Annotated in this window: 21 protein-coding genes; 4 read left to right on the top strand and 17 right to left on the bottom strand. The window is 53.3% G+C overall.

Features of this window, described 5'->3' with window-relative positions:
• The first annotated feature begins 93 nt into the window (after positions 1–93).
• The gene (gene argS / locus LDB27_RS09050; protein ID WP_001025365.1) at positions 94–1,827 is read left to right on the top strand and encodes an arginine--tRNA ligase; all 1,734 of its coding nucleotides are present in this window, start codon (positions 94–96) and stop codon (positions 1,825–1,827) included.
• 188 nt (positions 1,828–2,015) lie between these two features.
• Positions 2,016–3,887: a penicillin-binding protein 2 gene (gene mrdA, locus LDB27_RS09045; protein ID WP_000142857.1), complete on the top strand. Its 1,872-nt coding sequence runs from the start codon at positions 2,016–2,018 to the stop codon at positions 3,885–3,887.
• 53 nt (positions 3,888–3,940) lie between these two features.
• Here mrdA and LDB27_RS09040 read toward each other — a convergent pair whose 3' ends face one another.
• From LDB27_RS09040 to flhD, 15 genes are all read right to left on the bottom strand, one after another.
• Positions 3,941–5,080: a glycoside hydrolase family 105 protein gene (locus tag LDB27_RS09040; protein ID WP_000989909.1), complete on the bottom strand. Its 1,140-nt coding sequence runs from the start codon at positions 5,078–5,080 to the stop codon at positions 3,941–3,943.
• 236 nt (positions 5,081–5,316) lie between these two features.
• Positions 5,317–5,709: a flagellar protein FlhE gene (gene flhE / locus LDB27_RS09035; RefSeq protein WP_001233619.1), complete on the bottom strand. Its 393-nt coding sequence runs from the start codon at positions 5,707–5,709 to the stop codon at positions 5,317–5,319.
• Positions 5,709–7,787, bottom strand: coding sequence for a flagellar biosynthesis protein FlhA (gene flhA / locus LDB27_RS09030; protein ID WP_000002386.1), 2,079 nt, complete (start codon positions 7,785–7,787; stop codon positions 5,709–5,711). The genes flhE and flhA overlap by 1 nt, the downstream gene beginning before the upstream one ends.
• Positions 7,780–8,931: a flagellar biosynthesis protein FlhB gene (gene flhB / locus LDB27_RS09025; RefSeq protein ID WP_000797084.1), complete on the bottom strand. Its 1,152-nt coding sequence runs from the start codon at positions 8,929–8,931 to the stop codon at positions 7,780–7,782. The genes flhA and flhB overlap by 8 nt, the downstream gene beginning before the upstream one ends.
• Before the next feature lie 193 nt (positions 8,932–9,124).
• Entirely contained in the window at positions 9,125–9,769 is a 645-nt protein-coding gene (gene cheZ, locus LDB27_RS09020) for a protein phosphatase CheZ (protein WP_000983586.1), read from the bottom strand.
• Between the two features lie 10 nt (positions 9,770–9,779).
• Positions 9,780–10,169 (bottom strand): chemotaxis response regulator CheY, encoded by a 390-nt coding sequence (cheY, locus tag LDB27_RS09015; RefSeq protein ID WP_000763861.1) that lies wholly within the window; start codon positions 10,167–10,169, stop codon positions 9,780–9,782.
• Positions 10,170–10,186: 17 nt separating this feature from the next.
• Positions 10,187–11,236, bottom strand: coding sequence for a protein-glutamate methylesterase/protein glutamine deamidase (gene cheB, locus LDB27_RS09010; protein WP_000036404.1), 1,050 nt, complete (start codon positions 11,234–11,236; stop codon positions 10,187–10,189).
• Positions 11,233–12,099 carry a protein-glutamate O-methyltransferase CheR gene (gene cheR, locus LDB27_RS09005; RefSeq protein WP_000204355.1) on the bottom strand — a complete coding sequence of 289 codons (867 nt, stop codon included), beginning with the start codon at positions 12,097–12,099 and terminating at the stop codon, positions 11,233–11,235. Before cheR ends, cheB begins: the two co-directional genes overlap by 4 nt.
• A gap of 160 nt (positions 12,100–12,259) precedes the next feature.
• The gene (gene tar / locus LDB27_RS09000) at positions 12,260–13,921 is read right to left on the bottom strand and encodes a methyl-accepting chemotaxis protein II (RefSeq protein WP_000483279.1); all 1,662 of its coding nucleotides are present in this window, start codon (positions 13,919–13,921) and stop codon (positions 12,260–12,262) included.
• Between the two features lie 236 nt (positions 13,922–14,157).
• Positions 14,158–14,661, bottom strand: a complete 504-nt coding sequence (gene cheW / locus LDB27_RS08995; RefSeq protein ID WP_000147295.1) for a chemotaxis protein CheW — start codon at positions 14,659–14,661, stop codon at positions 14,158–14,160.
• Between the two features lie 20 nt (positions 14,662–14,681).
• Positions 14,682–16,697, bottom strand: coding sequence for a chemotaxis protein CheA (gene cheA, locus LDB27_RS08990; protein WP_000061305.1), 2,016 nt, complete (start codon positions 16,695–16,697; stop codon positions 14,682–14,684).
• A gap of 4 nt (positions 16,698–16,701) precedes the next feature.
• The gene (motB, locus tag LDB27_RS08985) at positions 16,702–17,631 is read right to left on the bottom strand and encodes a flagellar motor protein MotB (RefSeq protein WP_000795653.1); all 930 of its coding nucleotides are present in this window, start codon (positions 17,629–17,631) and stop codon (positions 16,702–16,704) included.
• Positions 17,628–18,515 carry a flagellar motor stator protein MotA gene (gene motA, locus LDB27_RS08980; protein ID WP_000906312.1) on the bottom strand — a complete coding sequence of 296 codons (888 nt, stop codon included), beginning with the start codon at positions 18,513–18,515 and terminating at the stop codon, positions 17,628–17,630. Before motA ends, motB begins: the two co-directional genes overlap by 4 nt.
• A 124-nt stretch (positions 18,516–18,639) precedes the next feature.
• The gene (gene flhC, locus LDB27_RS08975; protein ID WP_000605987.1) at positions 18,640–19,224 is read right to left on the bottom strand and encodes a flagellar transcriptional regulator FlhC; all 585 of its coding nucleotides are present in this window, start codon (positions 19,222–19,224) and stop codon (positions 18,640–18,642) included.
• Positions 19,221–19,562 (bottom strand): flagellar transcriptional regulator FlhD, encoded by a 342-nt coding sequence (gene flhD, locus LDB27_RS08970; RefSeq protein WP_001518146.1) that lies wholly within the window; start codon positions 19,560–19,562, stop codon positions 19,221–19,223. Before flhD ends, flhC begins: the two co-directional genes overlap by 4 nt.
• Before the next feature lie 682 nt (positions 19,563–20,244).
• Here flhD and LDB27_RS08965 point away from each other — a divergent pair.
• Together LDB27_RS08965 and uspC are read left to right on the top strand one after the other, a co-directional pair.
• On the top strand, positions 20,245–20,361 hold the full coding sequence (locus tag LDB27_RS08965; protein WP_001604673.1) for a hypothetical protein: 117 nt from the start codon (positions 20,245–20,247) through the stop codon (positions 20,359–20,361).
• Entirely contained in the window at positions 20,358–20,786 is a 429-nt protein-coding gene (gene uspC / locus LDB27_RS08960; RefSeq protein WP_000122606.1) for a universal stress protein UspC, read from the top strand. The genes LDB27_RS08965 and uspC overlap by 4 nt, the downstream gene beginning before the upstream one ends.
• 17 nt (positions 20,787–20,803) lie before the next feature.
• Here the strand turns inward: uspC and otsA are convergent, their stop codons facing one another.
• On the bottom strand, positions 20,804–22,225 hold the full coding sequence (gene otsA, locus LDB27_RS08955) for an alpha,alpha-trehalose-phosphate synthase (protein WP_000089046.1): 1,422 nt from the start codon (positions 22,223–22,225) through the stop codon (positions 20,804–20,806).
• A complete protein-coding gene (otsB, locus tag LDB27_RS08950) occupies positions 22,200–23,003 on the bottom strand; it encodes a trehalose-phosphatase (RefSeq protein ID WP_000840115.1) in 804 nt (267 codons plus the stop codon). Before otsB ends, otsA begins: the two co-directional genes overlap by 26 nt.
• Positions 23,004–23,015: the final 12 nt, after the last annotated feature.

Here is a 23,015-nt window from a genome sequence, read left to right as displayed (position 1 = left end):
GCTGACGCCAACGGGCATTTGCAGTATACTCCCGCCCTAATTCTTAAACTGGCGCGGGCAATACAGTCCGCTTCATAAACGTAAGGTATTCCGGTGAATATTCAGGCTCTTCTCTCAGAAAAAGTTAGTCAGGCCATGATTGCTGCAGGCGCGCCTGCAGATTGCGAGCCCCAGGTTCGTCAGTCAGCCAAAGTTCAGTTCGGCGACTATCAGGCCAACGGCATGATGGCAGTTGCGAAAAAACTGGGTATGGCCCCCCGACAACTTGCAGAGCAGGTGCTGACTCATCTGGATCTCAGCGGCATCGCCAGCAAGGTTGAAATCGCCGGCCCTGGCTTTATCAATATTTTCCTCGAACCGGCTTTTCTCGCTGAACAGGTGCAACAGGCGCTGGCCTCCGAACGTCTGGGCGTTTCTCAGCCGACTCGTCAGACGATTGTCGTCGACTACTCCGCGCCCAACGTCGCGAAAGAGATGCACGTCGGTCATCTACGCTCCACGATTATCGGCGATGCGGCAGTACGCACGCTGGAGTTTCTGGGCCATCATGTTATTCGCGCTAACCACGTCGGCGACTGGGGCACCCAGTTCGGTATGCTTATCGCCTGGCTGGAAAAACAGCAGCAGGAAAACGCGGGCGACATGGCGCTGGCGGATCTCGAAGGATTCTACCGCGATGCGAAAAAGCATTATGACGAAGATGAAGCGTTTGCCGAGCGCGCGCGTAACTACGTCGTCAAATTGCAGAGCGGTGATACCTATTTCCGTGAGATGTGGCGTAAGCTGGTTGATATCACGATGACGCAAAACCAGATCACCTATGATCGTCTGAACGTCACTCTGACGCGTGACGATGTGATGGGCGAAAGTCTGTATAATCCGATGCTGCCGGGCATCGTCGCCGATCTGAAAGCCAAAGGCCTGGCGGTTGAAAGCGAAGGCGCAACGGTGGTTTTCCTTGATGAGTTTAAAAACAAGGAAGGCGACCCGATGGGCGTCATTATTCAGAAGAAAGATGGCGGTTATCTGTATACCACTACCGATATCGCCTGCGCCAAATACCGTTACGAAACGCTGCACGCCGACCGCGTGCTCTACTACATTGACTCCCGTCAGCACCAGCACCTGATGCAAGCCTGGACCATTGTGCGCAAAGCCGGTTATGTGCCGGATTCCGTTCCGCTGGAACACCACATGTTCGGCATGATGTTGGGTAAAGACGGTAAACCGTTTAAAACTCGCGCGGGCGGTACGGTGAAACTGGCGGACCTGCTGGATGAGGCGCTGGAGCGCGCGCGTCGTCTGGTGGCGGAGAAGAACCCGGATATGCCGGCTGACGAGCTGGAAAAACTGGCTAACGCCGTCGGTATTGGCGCGGTGAAATACGCCGATCTGTCAAAAAACCGCACCACTGACTATATCTTCGACTGGGATAATATGTTGGCTTTCGAAGGCAATACCGCTCCTTATATGCAGTATGCCTATACGCGTGTGCTGTCTGTTTTCCGTAAAGCGGACATCGACGAGCAGGCGCTGGCGAGCGCGCCGGTTATCATTAGCGAAGATCGCGAAGCGCAGCTCGCTGCCCGTCTGCTGCAGTTTGAAGAAACCCTGACGGTGGTCGCGCGTGAAGGTACGCCGCACGTCATGTGCGCGTATCTGTATGACGTCGCCGGGCTGTTCTCCGGCTTCTACGAGCACTGCCCTATTCTCAGCGCCGAGAATGACGCGGTTCGCAATAGCCGCCTAAAACTGGCGCAACTGACGGCGAAAACGCTGAAACTGGGTCTGGATACGTTGGGTATCGAAACCGTAGAACGCATGTAAACGCGCCGTCGTTAACATCATCAGGCCTGACTCCGGGTAACGGACTCAGGCCTTTTTATTGCCACAGCGGTATATCTGTAACAAATCACAAGGAATGACACATTTCTATAGAGAGATGGAACATCTTTTACCTGTGCTGGCGCTGACCGCCCCGTATCATTAGGCGGCGGATTGTTCAGGTACAGGTAATGACTTTTAAAGACTTTGATGCGGAAGAGAAACTCTTCCTGAGACGTGTGATTGTGGCGTTTGGTGTAGTGGTTGTCTGCTTTGGTATCCTGATCTTCAACCTCTATAACTTGCAAATCCGCCAGCACCACTACTACACCACCCGTTCGAATGAGAACGATATCAAGATGCTACCCGTTGCGCCCACGCGCGGCATCATTTACGATCGCAACGGCATTCCGCTGGTGCGTAACGTAACCTGGTATGATATCGCGGTTACGCCCTATAAAATTGCCGATATGGATGCGCTGCTAAAACAGCTCACCCCTATTGTTGATCTCTCCCCCGATGATATTGCCGACTTTCGCCATGCGCTAAAATCCAGTAGCCGCTATCGTCCGGTGGTGCTCAAAAACGCGCTAACGGATGTTGAAATCGCACGCTTTGCGGTCAATCAGTTTCATTTCAACGGCGTCACGATCAATAGCTATCAGGATCGGCAGTATCCTTACGGCGCGGAGCTGGCGCATGTTCTCGGTTACGTGTCAAAGATAAACGATAACGACCTTAAAGCGCTGGATAAAAAAGGGCTGGCAGAGAATTACGCGGCGGACCATAACATCGGTAAACAGGGGATTGAGCGTTACTACGAAAACGATCTTCATGGCAAAACCGGTTATCAGGAGGTCGAGGTGGATAATCACGGGCGTATTGTCCGCCTGCTGAAAGACGTTCCTCCCATCGCGGGTAAGAATATTCACCTGACGCTGGATCTCCATTTACAAGAGTACATTGAAAGTTTGCTGGCCGGGCAGCGTGCTGCCGTACTGGTTGAAGATCCGCACGATGGTTCAGTGCTGGCGATGGTATCTATGCCCAGCTACGACCCGAACCCCTTTGTAAAAGGCATTAGCTATCAGGATTACGGCAAACTGCTGCACGATAAAAATCTGCCGCTGATCAACCGCGTGACGCAAGGGCTTTATCCCCCGGCGTCAACGGTTAAACCCTATATGGCGATGTCCGCGCTGTTATGCGGGATTATTACGCCGCAAACCACCTTCTTTGGCGCGCCAACCTGGACGCTTCCCGGCACGCAGCGGCATTACCGGGACTGGAAAAAAACCGGACACGGTATGCTGGATGTCACTAAAGCGATTGAGGAATCTGCGGATACCTTTTTCTATCAGGTTGCTTATATGATGGGTATTGACCGTATCGACACGATGTTGTCTCAGTTCGGCTATGGCAAACCGACGGGGATCGACCTTAATGAAGAGTATGACGGGCTGCTTCCCAGCCGCGCATGGAAACAGCGGGTCCATAAAAAAGCCTGGTATCAGGGCGATACCATCTCTGTCGGCATCGGCCAGGGCTACTGGATTGCCACCCCCATCCAGATGGTAAAAGCGATGGTGGCGCTCATCAACAACGGTAAGGTGATTGCCCCTCACCTGTTACTCAATGAAGAGAGCGGCAAAACGGTGGTTCCGTATCGCCCTTCAGGAACACCGGCACAGATAGCCGATCCGGCGTCGCCATACTGGGGACTGGTGCGTCAGGCGATGTACGGCATGGCGAATGCACCCAACGGAACGGGCTATAAGTTCTTTCACACCGCGCCCTACGGCATTGCGGCCAAAAGCGGCACGTCGCAGGTGTTTAGCCTGAAAGAAAATCAGACCTACAATGCGAAAATGATCCCCATTCGCCTGCGCGATCATGTGTTTTATACCGCTTTTGCACCGTATAAAAACCCTAAGGTCGCTATTGCCTTGATTCTGGAAAACGGCGGAAGCGACGGCGTTACCGCCGCGCCCATCATGCGAAAAATCCTTGACCACCTGTTTGATCCACAGGCTGATACCACACAGTCGGGTCAGGCGCCATAGTCAAATAAGCAAAGCGCCATCAGACAAGGATACGACCGGAATATCCGCATACATCAGAAATAGTTACGCAGATATTCCGTCAAACACAGCATAGCCATCGCCTGCCCGTAAGGCATAGAGGTCAACGGAATATGACGGTAAAAATCGAGATCGTGGCCCATGCCAGTGCCAAATGACGTTTGCAGCAGTTCACCTTCCGGCGAGATATGTTTCACTATCCCCCGAATAGCTTTTTCCGCCACCTGCGCATAGTGCCGCCCGACATAGCGTTTGCGCACCGCTTTAAGAATACCGTAGGCAAAACCCGCCGTCGCCGACGCCTCAAGATAAGAGTGCGGATCGTCAAGCAGCGTATGCCACAAACCGCTTTCATCCTGACATTTCGCCAGCGCGGCGATCTGCGCATTCAGTACCTGGACCAGGTAACGGCGCACGGCATTATTTTCCGGCAAGTCCAGCAGTTCAAGAAAATCCGGGATCACAATGGTCAGCCAACTGTTGCCGCGCGCCCAGCGAGCGTTAGCGAAGTTATGATGACCGTCATAGCTCCAGCCGTGGAACCACAGCCCCGTCTCTTTATCCATCAAATTCTGCACGTGTAGCAGGAACTGATAGGTTGCCTCTTCCACATATTCCGGCCGGTTCAGCAGCTTACCGATTTTCGCCAGCGGCAGCACCGTCATCATTAGCGTGTCGTCCCACATCTGCTGATGATTTTCCTCCGCCAGCGTGATGTGCTGCATTCCACCGTGATCGGTTCGGGGCATTTCATTCATCGCCCATTCGGCCCACGTTTCCAGCCACGGTAAATACGCTGGATTACGCGTCTCTTCATAGCGATACGCCAGCGTTAAAAATGGCGCCATCGTATTAACGTTTTTCGTCGTCGCGCCTTCCGCAAAACGATCGGCAAACCAGTCATCAATGATCTTACGCATCGTCTGGTCGCCGGTCTGTTGGTAATAGTGATACATTCCGTACAGGCCCACGCCGTGCGTCCACTCCCATCCGGCCCAGCCTTTAGTATCGATCACGCGTCCGTCGTCCAGTCGCAATAAAAATTCGCCTGTCTCATCTTTAATATTGACCAGGTTATGCGTCACCTTTTGCACCAGGGCTTTTAGTTCATCTCTGGCGATAAAATGCTCAGGCTGACGCAATAGCGGACTGTGTTTGACTGGATAAACCATCATTTGCTTAACCTCTGTGTAATGTCGAATTCAGTGCTGCGTGCAGTTTTACCGCCGACGCAGTCGATTCGCTACAGTAAAAGCTAAGCTGGGCGGAAACCTTTTTGTTTCTGCCATTGCCAGAGCGTAAATGGCAAAAACGCAAAGAGTTCGGCAACCTACCTCACCATTTTATAAAACGGTGTTTCTATTTATTCAAAAAGAGAGTCAGGTCTGTTACCTGGTAAAGAAAGGGGCGGTTAGCGGTAGTTCACAATCACCTGATTGCTCCGCACTTTTAACGCCGGGATAAGTCGGCCGCCGCCGGGGACTTCCCAGACAAAGCGGAGCGGCTCGACTGCGGGAACATGAGCAAAACCGTGGGTCGTGCCACTCTGACCATCAAGTTCTACGCAACGGGACTGGGAACATAAACGTACCCGTAAGCCCGCGGGGGTCGGGCCATTCAGTTCATAACGCCAGGCGACCAACGTCATCACACCGGAAACCGGCTGACGCGCCGACAATGGCGAAGACGATGCGGAAACGCCCCGGTAATTTAAGGTTACGCCCATACCGCTATCCTGCCACGCGCCTTCGCCTGCGGCCTGAACCGTCAGGGGAAAGAGCAACAACGCCAGCCATTTACGCATTATTTTCCTCCAATGGTCGCCGTCATGCGGATATGACGGTTATCGGAAAGCTCAAGGTTCGACAACACCACCAGCTGCGGTAAACTGCGCCGCAAAAAGCGGGACAATAATGGACGTAGCGCATGGTTAACCAGTAATACCGGCGGCGCGCCAAGCATCTCCTGGCGAGAAAGCGCCTCTTGCGTCTGCGCCAGCAGGCGATCCGCCAACCCCGGCTCAAGTCCACCGCCGCCCTGCAATGCCTGAAGCAGCAAACGCTCCAGCGCGGTATCCAGGCCAATCACCTGCACTTCTTCATTACCGGGGAACCACTGTTGCGTAATCGCTCGTCCTAATGCCACGCGTACCACGGCGGTTAATTCATGCGGATCGCTTTGTAACGGCGCATGTTCCGCCAGCGTTTCCAGAATGGTGCGCATATCGCGAATCGGGACTTTTTCCGCCAGTAAGTTTTGCAGGACTTTATGTAAAGTCGTGAGGGTCACGACGCCGGGGACCAGATCTTCCGTGAGTTTAGGCATCTCCTGAGAGACACGATCCAACAGTTGCTGCGCTTCCTGGCGGCCAAACAGTTCGGCGGAGAATTGGCCAATCAAGTGGTTAAGGTGCGTCGCCACAACGGTACTGGCTTCAACAACGGTAAAGCCCTGAATTTGCGCCTGCTCTTTCAGGGCGCTTTCAATCCAGATGGCATCAAGGCCAAAAGCTGGATCGACGGTTTTCTCACCCGGTAGCGTTCCCGCCGCCGTGCCGGGGTTAATAGCCAGCCAGCGTCCCGGATAGGCGTCCCCGCTGCCAATCTCTACCCCTTTCATCAAAATACGGTAGCGCGCAGGCTGTAAATCCATATTGTCGCGAATATGGACAACCGGCGGCAGGAACCCCATATCCTGAGCGAATTTTTTACGAATACTGCGAATACGTCCGAGCAATTCGCCATCCTGTTGAAAATCCACCATCGGGATCAGGCGGTAGCCCACTTCCATCCCCAGTGAATCCTCAAGCTGTACGTCATTCCAGGTGGCTTCGACCACCGAGTTATTTTCCGGCATTTTTACCGGCTGCGGCTCCTCCGGCGCTTTTTCTTCACGCCCGCGCAGCCACCATGCCAGGCCGAGCAAAGCGGCGGTAAAGAGTAAAAATACCAGGTTAGGCATTCCTGGCACCATGCCAAGCAGCCCCAGCACCGCCGCCGCCAGCAGCATCACCCTTGGATTACTGAACAGTTGGCCAACCATCTGCTCGCCTACATCCTGATCGGTACTGACGCGGGTCACAATGACGCCCGCCGCCGTGGAGATAACCAGCGCCGGGATCTGGGCGACCAGGCCGTCGCCAATGGTCAGCAGGGTGTAGCTTTCCGCCGCGCTGCCTATGCTCATTCCGTGCTGCAATACGCCGACCAGCAGCCCGCCTACCACGTTAATGACCATGATGAGAATACCGGCGATGGCGTCGCCGCGCACAAATTTACTTGCCCCGTCCATCGAGCCGTAGAAATCGGCTTCCTGAGTGACTTCCGAACGCCGTTTTTTGGCCTCGTCTTCACCAATCAGACCGGCATTAAGATCGGCGTCAATCGCCATTTGCTTGCCGGGCATACCGTCCAGCACAAAGCGCGCGCCGACTTCGGCAATACGTCCGGCGCCTTTGGTGATGACCATGAAGTTGATAATGACGAGGATGATAAAAACCACAATCCCGATCGCGAAGTTACCGCCGACCAGGAAATGACCAAACGCCTCCACCACCTTTCCCGCCGCCGCCGCGCCGGTATGCCCTTCCATCAAAATAATGCGCGTTGAGGCTACGTTAAGCGCCAGACGCAGTAGCGTGGTAAACAGCAGAATGGTCGGAAACGCGGCAAAATCCAGAGTACGCTGGGTAAACATCGCCACCAGCAGCACCATAATCGATAGCGCAATATTAAAGGTAAACAATAAGTCGAGGATAAAAGCAGGTAGCGGCAGCACCATCATCGACAAAATCAGCAGAATGAGGATCGGCCCGGCAAGAATTTGCCATTGCGTCGATTTCAGGTTGCTGGGCAGGCGCAGCATCGCGACCAGATTAGCCATCAGTATTCTTCTCGTTCATAAAATCCAGCGCTTCTGGCACCGGAAGGTTCTCAGGTTGTGGAGGACGTTGCCCGCCCGCAAGCCGCCAGCGTTTAAGCTGCCAGACCCAGGCCAACACTTCCGCAACGGCAGCATATAACTGCCCGGGAATTTGCTGACCGATTTCGGCGTGGCGATATAATGCCCGCGCCAGCGGCGGCGCTTCTAAAGTGGGAACCCGATGTTCAGCGCCGATCTCGCGAATGCGCAGCGCTATTAATCCAGCCCCCTTCGCGACCACTTTCGGCGCGCTCATTTTGTTTTCGTCATACTGCAGCGCCACGGAATAGTGCGTCGGGTTAGTGACAATGACGTCCGCTTTCGGCACATCTTCCATCATGCGGCGCTGCGCGGCGGCGCGTTGCATCTGGCGAATTTTGCCCTTAACATGCGGATCGCCTTCGCTCTCTTTAAATTCGTCGCGAATGTCCTGTCGCGACATGCGTAATTTTTTCAGGTGGCTAAAGATCTGGAAAAACACGTCAAATCCCACCATCGGAATCACGCCCAGTACCACCAGTAACGCGCAGAGTCCAACCAGATCCAGCGCATTCCCCATTGCGACGATCGGCGACTCCGCCATCAGACGCATCATTTGCGGCCAGTTATGCCAGAGATAAAAGCCGGTAACGCAGCCGACCAGCGTGGATTTCAACACCGCTTTTAGCAGTTCCGCGCCGGTCTGCGCCGAAAACATGCGCTTAATTCCCGGCAGCGGGTTTAATTTAGAAAATTTTGGCTGTAGCGACTTACCGCTAAAAATCAGGCCGCCAAGCATAACCGGCGAGATAAGCGCCACCAGCACCACGCCCGCGATGAGCGGTAGCAGTGCCATCATCGCCGCTTTAATCAGCAAAATTATCTGCCCCAGGATCAGGTTAGGATCGTTTACCATACGGTGATCGAAGTGCAGGCCTGCTGAGAGCATTCCCGCCAGCTGCCGCGCTAACGACTCGCCGCCGAACCAAATAATACAAACGCCCACCAGCAATATCAGCAGTGAGGTCAGTTCTCTGGAACGGGGGATCTGCCCTTCTTCCCGCGCTTTTTCAAGTCGGTGGGGTGTGGGGGCTTCTGTTTTGTCGTCGTCGCTCTCTTCTGCCACGCAGCAAACCCTGGATAGATTGATAAGCGAGAATGATGCCAGAACCGCTTTACGCCAATGGGCAGAGTAAGCGGTAAAAAAGGCGGGGTTTATGGCGTTAATAGAGATAGCCGGATACGATAAGAAAGTCTCGTATCCGACCTGGTTGACGGATTCGGACCCGATAAGCGCAGCGCCATCAGGTCAAAAAAACTTAAAAGCCAAGACTGTCCAGCAGGTCGTCCACCTGATCCTGACTGGCGACGACGCCAGCTTTCGAGGTATCTACCTGCGGGCCGTTAAGTAAGCTTTCGTTCTCGCGTTTTGGTCGCGCGCTCTGTTCCGGGATGTTTTCCAGCAGCACCATTAACAACTGGCGTTCAATCTCCTGAATCACGTCCATCATGCGTTTGATCACCTGACCCGTCAGATCCTGGAAATCCTGCGCCATCATGATGTCCAGCAGTTGCGCGTTAGTAAAGCTGGTATGACCCGGGACATCCCTGAGAAACTGGCGCGTATCCGTCACCAGTTCACGGGCGTCGGAAAGCTCGATCGGATTGTCAAACCACTCGTCCCAACGTTGGGTTAGCGCTTTCGCCTCTTTTTCCATCGCATCCTGATGCGGCTGCGAGGCTTCGACACTGTTTAGCGCGCGTTCCGCCGCCTGCGCCGTCATCTGGACGACGTAATCCAGACGGTCGCGCGCATCAGGGATCGCCTCCGCCGCTTCGGCAATCGCCTGGTCCAGTCCCAGTTCACGCAGGCTGTCGCGCAGCATTCGGGTCAGACTACCGATGCGCGCAATGATGTCTCCTGCTGAGCCTTCATCAGCAGGCTTGATAGATGGTTGCATCATCATCGCATCCTCACATGCCCAGTTTCTCAAAGATTTTGTTGAGCTTCTCTTCCAGAGTCGCTGCGGTGAACGGTTTTACGACATAACCGCTGGCGCCAGCCTGTGCGGCGGCGATAATATTCTCTTTCTTGGCTTCCGCCGTGACCATCAACACGGGTAACGCCGACATGGCGCTATCGGCGCGAATGGTTTTCAGCAGCTCCAGGCCATCCATATTCGGCATGTTCCAGTCGGAGATAATAAAACCAAAGCCGCCCGCCTGGAGCTTGTTCAGCGCATCGACGCCGTCTTCGGCCTCTTCCACATTGTTAAATCCAAGCTCTTTTAAGAGGTTGCGCACGATACGACGCATAGTCGAAAAGTCATCCACAACCAAAAATTTAAGCTCTTTATCCGCCATAAAATACTACTCCTGGTTCAAATACGTATCGCCTGTCCGGCACTGATTTTCGCCAGCATCTGCTGGCTTACCTGGCTAAGATCGACCACTTCGCTTACGCCACCCATATTGATGGCCTCGCGCGGCATGCCGAACACCACACAACTTGCTTCGTTTTGCGCAATGGTCCAGGCGCCAGCCTGGTACATCGCTAACATTCCAGCGGCGCCATCGTTGCCCATCCCCGTAAGAATGACGCCTACGGCGTTGCGCCCCGCGTGTTTCGCCACCGAATGAAACAGCACATCCACGGAAGGCCGATGCCGGTTTACCGGCGGGCCATCATGAATTTTGATTTGATAATTCGCCCCGCTACGCGCCAGCTCCATATGCTTGTCGCCGGGCGCAATGTAGGCATGACCTGGCAATACGCGTTCGCCGTCCTCCGCCTCCTTCACGCTGATTTGACAGAGTTTATTCAGACGCTCGGCAAACGAGCGGGTAAAGCCAGGCGGCATATGCTGCGTAATAATCACTGCCGGACTGGAAAGCGGCAGCGGTTGCAGCACATGTCGGATAGCTTCAGTACCGCCCGTTGAAGCACCGATAGCAATCAGTTTCTCCGAACTGAGGAGCGGACCGGCTTTTAAGGTTGCCGGGGCCGCCATCGGTTTATGTGCGGCGATGCGGGCCCGCGCGGCGGTACGCACTTTTTCGGCGATCATCTCGCTATACGACAGCATACCTTCACGAATGCCAAGCTGCGGTTTAGTGACAAAATCGATGGCCCCCAACTCCAGCGCCCGTAGCGTCACTTCGGAACCTTTACCGGTCAGCGAAGAGACCATCACCACCGGCATCGGTCGCAGGCGCATCAGTTTTTCCAGAAAATCGAGGCCGTCCATACGCGGCATCTCAACGTCCAGGGTCAATACGTCCGGATTAAATTTTTTGATGAGATCCCTGGCGACCAACGGGTCCGGCGCAGTCGCCACCATCTCCATGTCGCTATGGCTATTAATAATTTCAGTCATGATTTGGCGCATTAGCGCAGAATCATCAACTGACAATACCCTGATTTTACTCATGCTTTATCCTTACTTAGCGCATACACCGTCTGTCCGCGCAGGCTAAACTCGCGCACGAGGTTGCTAAAGTTTTCTGAGTGACCGGCAAACAACAGTCCGTCAGGTTTAAGGAGTGGAACAAAACGGCGCAGAATGTCCTCCTGAGTCGTTTTATCAAAATAGATCATGACGTTACGGCAAAAAATCGCGTCAAAGGGACCGGGTACGTTGTACTGCTTTTCCAACAAATTAACGGAGGAAAATTCAACATAATTGGCCAGTTCCTGACGCACGCGCACCAGTCCTTCATGCGGCCCCGTACCGCGCATGAAGTAACGTTGTAGCTGCTGCGGCGATAACGTTTTCAGTTCGCTGAGGCGATAAATACCGCTTCTCGCTTTTTCCAGCACTTCAGTATCAATATCGCTGGCGAATACTTTCCAGCGACCGGGGGCCATCCCCAACGCATCCGCCAGCGTAATGGCGATACTGTAAGGTTCTTCTCCTGTCGATGCCGCCGCACTCCAGACGCGGTACTCGCCGTGGCGGCGACGCGCATGTTCCGCAAGGATGGGAAAATGGTGCGCCTCGCGAAAAAAAGCGGTCAGGTTGGTAGTCAGAGCGTTGATAAAAGCCTGCCACTCAGCGCTGTTTTGATTAGCCTCCAGCATACTGAGATAACGGCCAAAATCATCCAGTCCCAGGGCACGCAGCCGACGGACCAGGCGGTTATAAACCATATCCCGCTTATGGTCGGCCAGCACGATCCCTGCGCGCTGGTAGATTAATTGACATATCCGACGAAAATGCGCGTCGGACAGCGCGAGGCGCTGTGTCATCTGTAACAATACTGACGTTTGCCCGGGGGGCAGAGATGATGTCATAGCGCCTTCTTAATCACATTCAAAGTACAACGGGCGCGCCCTGCGGCAGCGCCATGCTTCCCGTATTACACATTTTTTGCTTTTATCTATGCGAACCAGACGAAAGGGATCGGCGGGTTCGCAAATTAATCGATAACCGACAGCACACAGCGCACGTCGATCAGAAGGTTTCCCAGTTCGCATCATCCCCGGCGGCTAAGGGCCGCGGCGTATTGCCGGACTGAGCGTCCACTGATAAACGCATCTCAGGTTTATTTACCGCCAGCGGTCGCGATGCCAGGCGGAAAGCCGATACCGCCTGGGTCAGACGGCTGGCCTGCTCTTCCAGCGCGGCGGCGGCCGCTGCGGATTCCTGAACCAGCGAGGCGTTCTGTTGCGTTACGCGATCCATTTCGGAAACGGCCAAAGCGACCTGATCGATACCCCGGCTTTGCTCATCCGAGGCGGAGGCGATTTCGCCCATGATATCCGTGACGCGTGTAACGGCATTGACGATGTCAGTCATGGTTTCCCCGGCGCTTTCCACCAGCACTGAACCGGTATCGACACGCGAGACGGAATCTTCAATCAACGCTTTTATTTCTTTCGCCGCCTGGGCGCTGCGGCTGGCCAGATTACGCACCTCGCCTGCCACGACCGCAAAACCGCGCCCCTGCTCTCCCGCGCGCGCCGCTTCTACCGCCGCGTTCAGCGCCAGAATGTTAGTTTGGAAGGCAATACCGTCGATAACGCTGATAATGTCAGCGATTTTTTTCGAACTGTCGGCAATTTCGTGCATAGTGTTTACTACGCCGTCGACCACTTTGCCGCCATGACGCGCGGTCTCGGAGGCGCTTTGCGCCAGTTGCGAAGCCTGACGGGCGTTATCGGCGTTTTGCTTCACGGTGGCCGTCAGTTGTTCCATGCTGGCCGCCGTCTCCTCCAGAGCGGAGGCTTGCTGTTCGGTACGGGAAGAGAGGTCGGTATTACCGGCGGCAATTTCACTGGTGCCGGAATAAATCGCATCCGAACCTTCACGAACCTGCGTCACGGTGTCAATCAGCGAGCGTTGCATATGTTCAACCGTTCCCGCCAGTTCGCCAATTTCATTACGTCCTGAGACGGTGAGCGTTTTCGTCAGATCGCCGCTGGCAATTTCACGGATATGAGTAATCACTCGCGCTAATGGGTTAAGCAGGGCATGACGAATGCCGAACCAAACCACCATCAAAATCAGCACCAGCACGACCGCAAGAACCCCCAGTTGCCATTGCGCAAAACGGTAGTCATGAGCGCTTTGATCAAATGTCTGGCGGTACAGGTTTTCGCTCACCCGGGCGTAATTGCCCAGCGCCTCGCCCAACGCGTTTTGCATTCCCTGGGTTGGCTGGGCGAAGTAGGCATCCATATTGCCATTGTCCAGAAACTGAATAAGTTCGGTTAATGCGGCCTGATAGCGCTGATATTTTTCATCGACGTTCGCGCTGGCCTCCGCCATCGCTGGCAATGGCGTCATGTTTTTGAAATTGGCGTAGTGCGCCGCCGCCTGTGCGAGGGTCGTTTTTGCATTCTGGAGTAAATCCGTTTTGGCGCTGCTCTGCTGGTTAGAAGCGTCCATCATCATGCGTGCGGCGGAGCGGCTCAGGTTAATGCGCGTTTGCAGCATTAAGTCCCATGTCGACGTGAGTTCGCTTTGTTGCTGGCGTAATTCGTTAGAAATAACAAAACCTTGCTGGTTATGCTGTAATGAAGAAAACAGCAAACCACCGGAAACAAGCTGTAGCAGTGCGAAAACCCCCAGCACCATCATCAGCATTGTGACAACGCGGATACGGTTAAACATAAGGCACCTTCCTGATAACGAGTTATCAACGTTATCGGCACCTGCGGTGATAACTTTACTTTTGCAAAAAGGAAATACGCTGTTCCGGAAGACGACATTGACAATAACAGTGTCGCAGCGGCGATGCCGACGCAAAATGCAGGGGCTGGGCGCGGGCGATGAAGAGGCACTCTCACCGCTGGCGGAAGCATAACGGTGAATATTGCCGGATGGCGCGACGCCATCCGGCAACGTTATTACGCGACGTGTGATGCTGCGATATCCAGCAGCGCCATCTCTTCGCTGTTAAGCAGTTTTTCGATATTCACCAGAATCAGCATACGCTCGCCGAGCGCGCCCAATCCCGTCAAATATTCTGTTGACAAGGTCACGGCAAATTCTGGCGCCGGACGGATTTGTTCCGCCGTTAACGACAGTACGTCAGACACACCGTCTACCACTATCCCGACGACGCGTTGCCCCAGATTCAGTACGATCACTACCGTATTGTCATCATACTCAACGTCGCCTTCACAGAATTTCACGCGCAGATCGACAATGGGTACAATCACGCCGCGCAGGTTAGTCACCCCTTTTATAAAGGCCGGTGTATTGGCGATACGCGTCACCTGGTCATAGCCACGGATCTCCTGCACTTTCAGGATATCGATGCCGTACTCTTCATTTCCCAGTGTAAACACCAGGAATTCCTGACCTGACGGCTCGCCGGCCAGTTTGCTTACATTACTCATACCGGTCATATTATTCCCTTCTCACTCAATCAGGCGGCTGTGATCGCCATACGTTGTTCGCGGTTTAAACCCTGCAATGCGGAAACATCAACAATCAGCGCGACGCTGCCGTCGCCCAGGATCGTCGCGGCGGAAATCCCCGGTACCTTGCGATAATTGCTTTCCAGATTTTTGACCACCACCTGGTGCTGACCGATGAGCTGATCGACCAGCAGCGCGTAACGGCGTCCCGCGCTTTGCAGGATCACAACAATGCCCTGCGTGGCTTCGGTTTTCGCCCCGTCCACGTCAAACACTTTCCACAATTCGACCAGCGGCAAATACTCGCCGCGAACTTCCAGAACCCGTTCGCCGCCCGCCAGCGGATGAAGATCCTCTTCACGCGGTTGCAGCGACTCCATCACCGCATTCAACGGCAGGATAAAAACTTCCCCCGCCACGCGAACCGACATCCCATCGAGGATGGCCAGCGTCAGCGGCAGCAGAATACGAATCGTGGTGCCGGAGCCTTGTTTTGACTGGATCTCAACGTGACCGCCCATCTCCTGAATGTTACGTTTCACCACATCCATGCCAACGCCGCGACCGGAGACATCCGTGACCTGTTCCGCAGTTGAGAATCCCGGCGCGAAGATCAACATGCCTACTTCATCGTCGGTCATGTTTTCATTCACCGCCATCCCCTGCGACATGGCCTTCGCCAGGATACGCTCACGGTTAAGCCCCGCGCCGTCATCGGTCACTTCAATACAAATATTCCCGCCCTGATGTTCTGCGGAAAGAATCAGATTGCCGACAACATTTTTCCCCGCCTCAAGGCGTTTTTCCGGCATTTCAATCCCGTGGTCGAGACTGTTGCGCACCAGGTGCGTCAGCGGGTCGATAATGCGTTCGATCAGGCTTTTATCAAGTTCAGTGGAGCTCCCCACCAGCGTCAGCTCTACCTGCTTGCCCAGTTTACCCGCTAAATCGCGTACCAGACGCGGGAAACGGCTGAAGACGTACTCCATAGGCATCATGCGAATCGACATCACCGACTCTTGTAAGTCGCGGGCGTTACGTTGTAACTGACCCATACTGGTAATGAGATCGCCGTGGTTTACCGGGTCCAGCTCATTAGAACGCTGGGCCAACATTGACTGGGTAATCACTAACTCGCCGACCAGGTTTATGAGCTGATCTACTTTCTCTACCGCCACGCGAATGCTGGTGGACTCGCGTTCACGCGCAGGTTTTTCACGCCCCGCATGATGTTCATGCGCCGCGCTTTTGGCGGCTGGCGCAACGACTGCCGGAGGCGCTACCGGCGTTACCTCGGTTTTCTCTTGCGCTTTTTCCACGGGCGCGGCGACTACTTTTTCAAAAGCGATCTGATCGGCCTCGATGACAAAACAGAGCACCGCGACAATGTCATCTTCCGCGACGCTGCCATCCAGAGTTGCCGACAGTGAATCCGCTCCCTTAACGACATCCGTCAGAGTAGCCAGATTGCCCAACTCTTCTTCAAGCAGATCGACCTCATTGGCTTTCAACCGTGAAAGTACAATGCGCAGTTTACTCTCGTCACGAGGCGATTCAGTTTCGGCTACGCTCTCTTCCTGGATCGCCGCGCTTAGTGCCGCGGTTTCTACGACCGCCGGCGTGGTTTCGCCTTTCGCCTCCAGCGCCAACTGGCGTAGCGCATTGCAGATATATTCGAAGCTTGCGGCATCCGGCTCTTCGGAGTTTTTATAGGCGTCGAGCTGTTCCTGCATAATATCTTTCGTTTCCAAAAACAGGTTGATAATGTCGGTATTGAGCTGCATTTCACCGCGTCGGGCTTCATCCAGCAGGTTTTCCATTAAATGTGTGGTTTCCTGCAGAATAGTGAAGCCGAATGTGCCCGCGCCGCCTTTAATGGAGTGCGCCGCGCGAAAAATGGCGTTCAGTTGTTCAGCGTCCGGGGATTCCGGCACCAAATCCAGCAGATGCTGCTCCATATCAGCCAACAGCTCGTCAGCTTCATCAAAAAATGTCTGATAAAAATCGCTAATATCCATGCTCACGCTATCACCTCGGTTCCGCTTTTGGCGATGTGGGTACGCTTGCCGGCGGGGCTGCCGCAGGCTGTTGTAATACACTTACCGGCTCATTCTGGCTTTCAGCGTTTTCATGCAAAATGGCCTGTTCCGCCTGTTTGTTTAACACCAGCAGACTTATACGGCGGTTGATGGCGTCATCAGGACCGCGATCGCTCAGCCGCATCGTGGCGGCCATGCCAACCACCCGTAATACTTTTCCGTTATCCAGCCCGCCAGCGACCAGTTCGCGACGCGAGGCATTGGCGCGATCGGCGGATAACTCCCAGTTGCTATAGCCTTTTTCGCCGTTCGCGTAGGGAAAGTCATCGGTATGGCCGGCCAGGCTAATGCGATTAGGTATACCGTTTAACACTGGCGCAATCGCACGCAGGATATCGCGCATATACGGCTCAACTTCGGCGCTGCCGGTTTTAAACATCGGGCGGTTCTGGCTGTCGATAATCTGGATGCGCAACCCCTCCTGAACTAAATCAATTTTCAGATGCGGACGTAACGCGCGCAGTTTGGGATCGGATTCGATCAGCTGATCCAGATCGCCGCGCAGTTTGTTTAACCGACTCTGCTCCATCCGTTTTTTCAGCTCGTCGATATTCGGCTGCTTTTCCACTTCACCCTGCTGTTGGGTGTAATCATCGCCGCCGCCTGGTATCGGGCTCTCGCTATTGGCAATCCGGTTCCCCCCCGTTACCGCGGTGGCCAACGGCGTACGAAAATATTCGGCAATCTGAATTAATTCTTTAGGGCTGGAGATGGAAATCAGCCACATCACCAGAAAAAAAGCCATCATCGCCGTCATAAAATCGGCGTAGGCAATTTTCCAGGAACCGTGCGCCCCGCCGCCGTGCGGTTTGTGCCTGCGGCGTTTTACGACGACAATGGGATGAGCCTGATTTTTCATGCTTCCTCAGTCGTCTGCTGCTGGTTTGGGTTTCTCACTGCGCGAACGTGTTCTTCCAACTCAATAAATGATGGACGCTCACTGGAATAAAGCGTTTTACGACCAAATTCCACGGCAATCGGCGGCGCATAGCCGTTCAGATTAGACAGCAGTGTAATTTTTACGCACTGCATCATCTTGGTGGTTTCGGCGCTCTTCTGGCGCAAAACGGTCGCTAACGGTGAAATGAATCCATAAGCCAGTAAAATACCGAGGAACGTACCTACCATGGCATGGGCAATCAGCGCCCCCAACTCCGCTGCCGGGCGATCGGCTGAAGCCAGAGCGTGAACCACCCCCATTACCGCCGCGACGATACCAAAGGCAGGCAGCGAATCCCCCACCATCGCCAGACTGTTGGCCGGGACTTCCGCCTCGCTTTCATGGGTTTCAATCTCTTCATCCATCAACGCTTCAATTTCGAACGTATTCATGTTGCCGCTGATGATCAGGCGCAGATAATCGACAATAAAATCAAGCATTACCGCATCGGCCAGAATACGCGGATAACTGGCGAAGATTTCACTCTCTTTCGGATTTTCAATATCGCGTTCAAGGGAGAACATCCCCTGCTGGCGTGATTTGGCCATCAGGCGATAGAGCAACGCCAGCAAATCCATGTACATAGATTTCGTGTATTTCGAACGACGAAATAACAACGGGATCGCTTTCATCGTGCCTTTGATGGCCTTCCCGTTGTTGCCGACAATGAACGCCCCTATCCCCGCGCCGCCAATGATGACCAGTTCAGCAGGTTGATAGAGTGCCCCAAGGTGTCCGCCGGTCATGACATAACCGCCGAAAACTGTACCGATAACCACCAGGTAACCTAATAAGATAAGCACGACATCATCCTTCCGCTGTTGACTATGACAGGATGCGCAGTCGGGCGATTAACGCGAAGGCAAGGCAAAAAAAAGCAGCGGTAATGACTTACCGCTGCTGGAGTGTTTGTCCACACCGTTTCGGTTAAACAGCCTGTTCGATCTGTTCATCCAGCAGTTGTGGAATAATATCGGCAGCATCTCGGGAAAGTTTACGTCTTTTTACTGCGCGGGATGGCGGCTGGCATAAACTACACGCAAAGCTGCCCACGGGCTGATGCGCATGGGTAATAAAGTTCCCACCGCAGCAGTTACAGCTCGACAATTCAAGCAACCCACTTTCAACAAAACGCACCAGCGTCCATGCGCGAGTCAGCGCCAACAACGGCCCTTCAGGCGGTTGCGGACACTGCTCAAGATAAAGCCGATAAGCTTTAATCACCGCATCCACACCGCTGCATAAGCCGGTCTTCAGTAAAAATTGCCAGGCGTTGCAGAACATGGAGGCATGAATATTTTGCTCCCAGGTCATAAACCAGTCTGTCGAAAATGGCAGCATCCCTTTAGGCGGCGGGCTACCGCGTAATTCTTTGTACAGCCTGATGAGGCGACCACGGCTGAGCTGTGTTTCGCTTTCCAGCATTTGTAGACGAGCGCCAAGATTAATCAACTCCATCGCCAACTGGATATCGCGAGCTTCCTGAACAATGCTTTTTTCACTCATTATCATGCCCTTTTCTTACGCGCCGTATCGTCCACTTCATTGAGCAGACGCGTTGAAAGCATGATACCTGTGTGAATCTGCTGTAAATCATCGACGCGCGAATCCTGAGTCAAACGGGTGATCGTCTGATGATCGTCAAACCGGAAATGACAAACTAACTGGTTCGTCTCCGCCAGTTTGACCATCTGCGGCAAGGTCAACGCGCCCAGTGTGTTTGCCATCTCTTCGTTGATACCGAGGCGGAACATCGCAGATGCTTTGTCCTGGACGATCAAACGCTGTGCAAGGAGTAAATATGACAAATTGATGTCATAAATGTGTTTTAGCAACTCGGATGTATGCATTGTTCCCATCCAGAATAACCAACTTTATTTTTGTGCGACGTAGCCGCACCCCGTGATGTCGCCGGGAAGGCCCGGTAAAAGAAGCAAAAAGGTCAAATGCATAGCAGCGCTCAGACATTGTGGACATTGTGACGTATAACGCAGCTTCCCACTGAGATTCGCCTTACACGTTTACATCAATTTTTACAAATGCCTAAGATTTTTCCTAATTCGACGCAACTCTACTCGTCAGCTTCGTGACATACAACGGAGCGGGACGGCGATTTTAGAAAATATGTGATGTAGATCACATAATTTAACAGAATACTTACTATAAAACCATCAGCATGGCTTTTACTTTGTTTAATTAATAACCTAATGTTCACTTTTTCTATTCCACACTGCTGAATAGGGGGACGTCAACACCAAATTCTTTTTTGTTTCTCTCTGTTAAAATAACGCCAGGATAATAGATAACAGGCTATTATTTCTATTTTAGAAACGATTCTATTTTACCTTTAGTAAACAGTGGCTTAAATATTAAACGTTATTAATTAATCTCGTCACAGCATACGCCCTCCTCTGTTAAAAATAAGCTCATTTGATTTAACTTTTAGCTTTCCTTGTTCACCCGTTTAAATAAAGCATCCTGGTGGTGTGTAAAAAGTGTCTTATGCCACGATTCTTTACATAAGAATAATTAATGATTAATTATGATGTCCTTCACATTAATGTGGCATTAGCGCATTGCAGAAATGCGCTAAACAGAGTAAAGCTAAAGCACAATCTCATATTCTTGCAATCAAGGAGCGAGTTATGAGCTACACCCATATTCTTGTCGCCGTTGCCGTCACCCCGGAAAGTCACCAGCTACTGGCTAAAGCGGTCTCTATCGCCCGCCCTGTTCAGGCGAAAGTAAGCCTGATTACTCTCGCTTCCGATCCCGAACTGTATAACCAGTTCGCCGCGCCCATGATGGAGGATTTACGCGCGGTTATGCATGAGGAAACTGAGAATTTTCTTAAGATGCTGGGGGAAAAGGCGGATTATCCGATTGAACAAACTTTCATCGCATCAGGTGAGTTAAGCCAGCATATTTTGGCTGTGTGCCGCAAACACCATGTTGATCTGGTCATTTGCGGCAACCATAACCACAGTTTCTTTTCGCGCGCGTCCTGCTCGGCAAAAAGTGTCGTCAGCGCCAGCCAGGTAGATGTGTTGCTGGTGCCGTTAGCGGGCGACTAGTCGCCGCTCGCAATATTTCAGGCCAGCTTAGGGAACGTCGCCACGTTGTTCTGCTGCTGACGCTCAGGGCTACGCGGCGTGACCTCCTTTAGGTCATGAATAAAACGCTCCTGCCAGCGGTTAATGTCATTTTTAACGATCACGTCCAGCATTTCCGCATGGCGCGAAATACGCTCGGCAAGGGGCATCGTTAACGCACGATTGAGCGCCGCCGCCACGTCATCCCGATCGTAAGGATTGACGATTAACGCCGACGTCAGTTCATTCGCCGCGCCGGCAAACTGTGACAGTACCAGTACGCCAGGATTAGCGGGGTCCTGCGCGGCGACAAACTCTTTCGCCACCAGGTTCATCCCGTCACGCAACGGGGTGACGAGCCCGACGTCTGAATAACGGAATATCTTCATTAACAGTTTACGGTCAAAATGCTGATTCAGATAATAGAGCGGCGTCCAGCCCAATTGTCCATATTTCCCATTAATCCGGCCTGCTTCCGTCTCAAGCTGGTGGCGAATATCCTGATATGCCTGTACTTCGCCGCGTGACGTAGGCGCAATTTGGGTATAACGAATTTTTCCCCGATGCTGCGGGTAGTTTTCCAGTAGCGCTTCATACGCCAGAAAGCGTTCCGGCAGCCCTTTCGAATAATCCAGCCGCTCAACGGAAAAAATATTCTTCACATTTTTCAGTTCCGCCTTGAGCTGCGCCAGTTTAGGCGGCAACGGCCCGGCTGCCTGCAGAGCAATCTCATCGGGCTCAATACCGATAGGATACACTTCTGTCTGGAAGTCTTTACCCCACGCCATATGCTGCTTGCCGCTGCGAGTCGTGACTCGCGTTTGACTCGAAAGGCTATCCAGAAAAGCCAGGCGATCATTTTCGGTCTGGAACCCGAGCAGATCAAAGTCACACAACTGCTCCAGCAGTTCATCATGCGGCGGTAAAGCGTTAAAAATCTCCGGGGTCGGGAATGGAATATGCAGGAAAAAACCAATTCGGTTGTTCACGCCGCGTTTACGCAGCTCGCTGGCGAACGGTAACAGGTGGTAGTCATGCACCCAAATGATGTCGTTCTCTTTAATGAGGGGCAATAACTTATCCGCTAATAACGCATTCACCCGCATATAGCCTTCCCATGCAGGACGCTGAAACTGTACCAGGTCCAGACGATAATGGAACGCAGGCCAGAGAACCGCATTGGAAAATTGACAGTAATAATCTTCGTAATCTTGTTCACTCAGGTTAAACGATGCCCAGGTAATATTACCTTTTGTCACCTTTTTTAATGGCTCATCCTCGTTACCTGTCTCGCCACTCCAGCCGAACCACAACCCGCCAGCCGCTTTTAGCGCGCCAAGCACGCCAACGGCGAGGCCGCCGGCGCCGCCTTTATTATCCGGGGGGGCAATTCGATTAGATACTACGACTAAACGACTCATAGCCATCTCTCCTGTTATTCATTACTTGTTGTTCTTGTTGTGGATAATTGATTTGCTCCAGCCAGCGCCAGACATCGGGTACGCTTTCCAGCCGCCATGCCGCCTGGGTTGCCCCGACGCCCACTTTTACGGAAATTCCGCCAGCGTGATTCACCACGCCAAAGCCAGTCTCATCGGTCAAATCGTCGCCCACAAAAACGGGAATCCGTCCCGCAAAGGGCGCCTCCTGCATAAAGGCGGCAATCGCTTCGCCTTTATTGGTTCCCTTAGGTTTGATTTCCACAACACATTTACCAGGCTGCAACGCCAGTTGCGGCCAGTGCTGCGTAACGTGTTGCGCAAGCGCCAATAGCGCCGCTTCATGTTCCGGAGCCTGACGGTAGTGCAGCGCAAACGCCATCCCCTTCGTCTCCAGCTCCGTTCCGGGCAGCGCTACAAGCGTCGAACGTAATAACGCCTCCACCTCACGGACTACCGCTTCAGGAAGGCGCACGATATGGGTTTTACCATTGATGTCACGACGCTCTGCACCGTGAACGCCAGCGAGCGGAAAGCGAAAAGGCTTCGCCAAAGCATCCAGCTCAGTCATTGAACGCCCTGAAATCAATGCCAGTGCCCCTGCGTTGTGCGCCGCGAGACGGTCTAACAACTGAAGGATTTTATGCGGTACCACTACCTGATCGGGATGAGGCTTTATCTCTGCCAATGTGCCATCAAGGTCAAAAAAATACGCATAGTTCGCAGTGAGTTCGGGGGATACGGTTAACGGTTCTGCCACCCTTGTCTCCTC

The organism is Salmonella sp. JXY0409-18 (assembly GCF_020268625.1).
In the GTDB taxonomy this organism is placed as follows: domain Bacteria; phylum Pseudomonadota; class Gammaproteobacteria; order Enterobacterales; family Enterobacteriaceae; genus Salmonella; species Salmonella enterica.
This window is presented reverse-complemented; position numbering and strand designations above follow the sequence as displayed.

Bases quoted from the DNA above. Each gene is read 5' to 3' on its own strand.
- mrdA (WP_000142857.1), top strand. From the start codon at position 2,016: ATGACTTTTAAAGACTTTGATGCGGAAGAGAAACTCTTCCTGAGACGT.
- LDB27_RS09040 (WP_000989909.1), bottom strand. From the start codon at position 5,080: ATGATGGTTTATCCAGTCAAACACAGTCCGCTATTGCGTCAGCCTGAG.
- flhE (WP_001233619.1), bottom strand. From the start codon at position 5,709: ATGCGTAAATGGCTGGCGTTGTTGCTCTTTCCCCTGACGGTTCAGGCC.
- flhA (WP_000002386.1), bottom strand. From the start codon at position 7,787: ATGGCTAATCTGGTCGCGATGCTGCGCCTGCCCAGCAACCTGAAATCG.
- cheZ (WP_000983586.1), bottom strand. From the start codon at position 9,769: ATGATGCAACCATCTATCAAGCCTGCTGATGAAGGCTCAGCAGGAGAC.
- cheY (WP_000763861.1), bottom strand. From the start codon at position 10,169: ATGGCGGATAAAGAGCTTAAATTTTTGGTTGTGGATGACTTTTCGACT.
- cheB (WP_000036404.1), bottom strand. From the start codon at position 11,236: ATGAGTAAAATCAGGGTATTGTCAGTTGATGATTCTGCGCTAATGCGC.
- cheR (WP_000204355.1), bottom strand. From the start codon at position 12,099: ATGACATCATCTCTGCCCCCCGGGCAAACGTCAGTATTGTTACAGATG.
- tar (WP_000483279.1), bottom strand. From the start codon at position 13,921: ATGTTTAACCGTATCCGCGTTGTCACAATGCTGATGATGGTGCTGGGG.
- cheW (WP_000147295.1), bottom strand. From the start codon at position 14,661: ATGACCGGTATGAGTAATGTAAGCAAACTGGCCGGCGAGCCGTCAGGT.
- motB (WP_000795653.1), bottom strand. From the start codon at position 17,631: ATGAAAAATCAGGCTCATCCCATTGTCGTCGTAAAACGCCGCAGGCAC.
- flhC (WP_000605987.1), bottom strand. From the start codon at position 19,224: ATGATAATGAGTGAAAAAAGCATTGTTCAGGAAGCTCGCGATATCCAG.
- flhD (WP_001518146.1), bottom strand. From the start codon at position 19,562: ATGCATACATCCGAGTTGCTAAAACACATTTATGACATCAATTTGTCA.
- LDB27_RS08965 (WP_001604673.1), top strand. From the start codon at position 20,245: ATGATTAATTATGATGTCCTTCACATTAATGTGGCATTAGCGCATTGC.
- uspC (WP_000122606.1), top strand. From the start codon at position 20,358: ATGAGCTACACCCATATTCTTGTCGCCGTTGCCGTCACCCCGGAAAGT.
- otsA (WP_000089046.1), bottom strand. From the start codon at position 22,225: ATGAGTCGTTTAGTCGTAGTATCTAATCGAATTGCCCCCCCGGATAAT.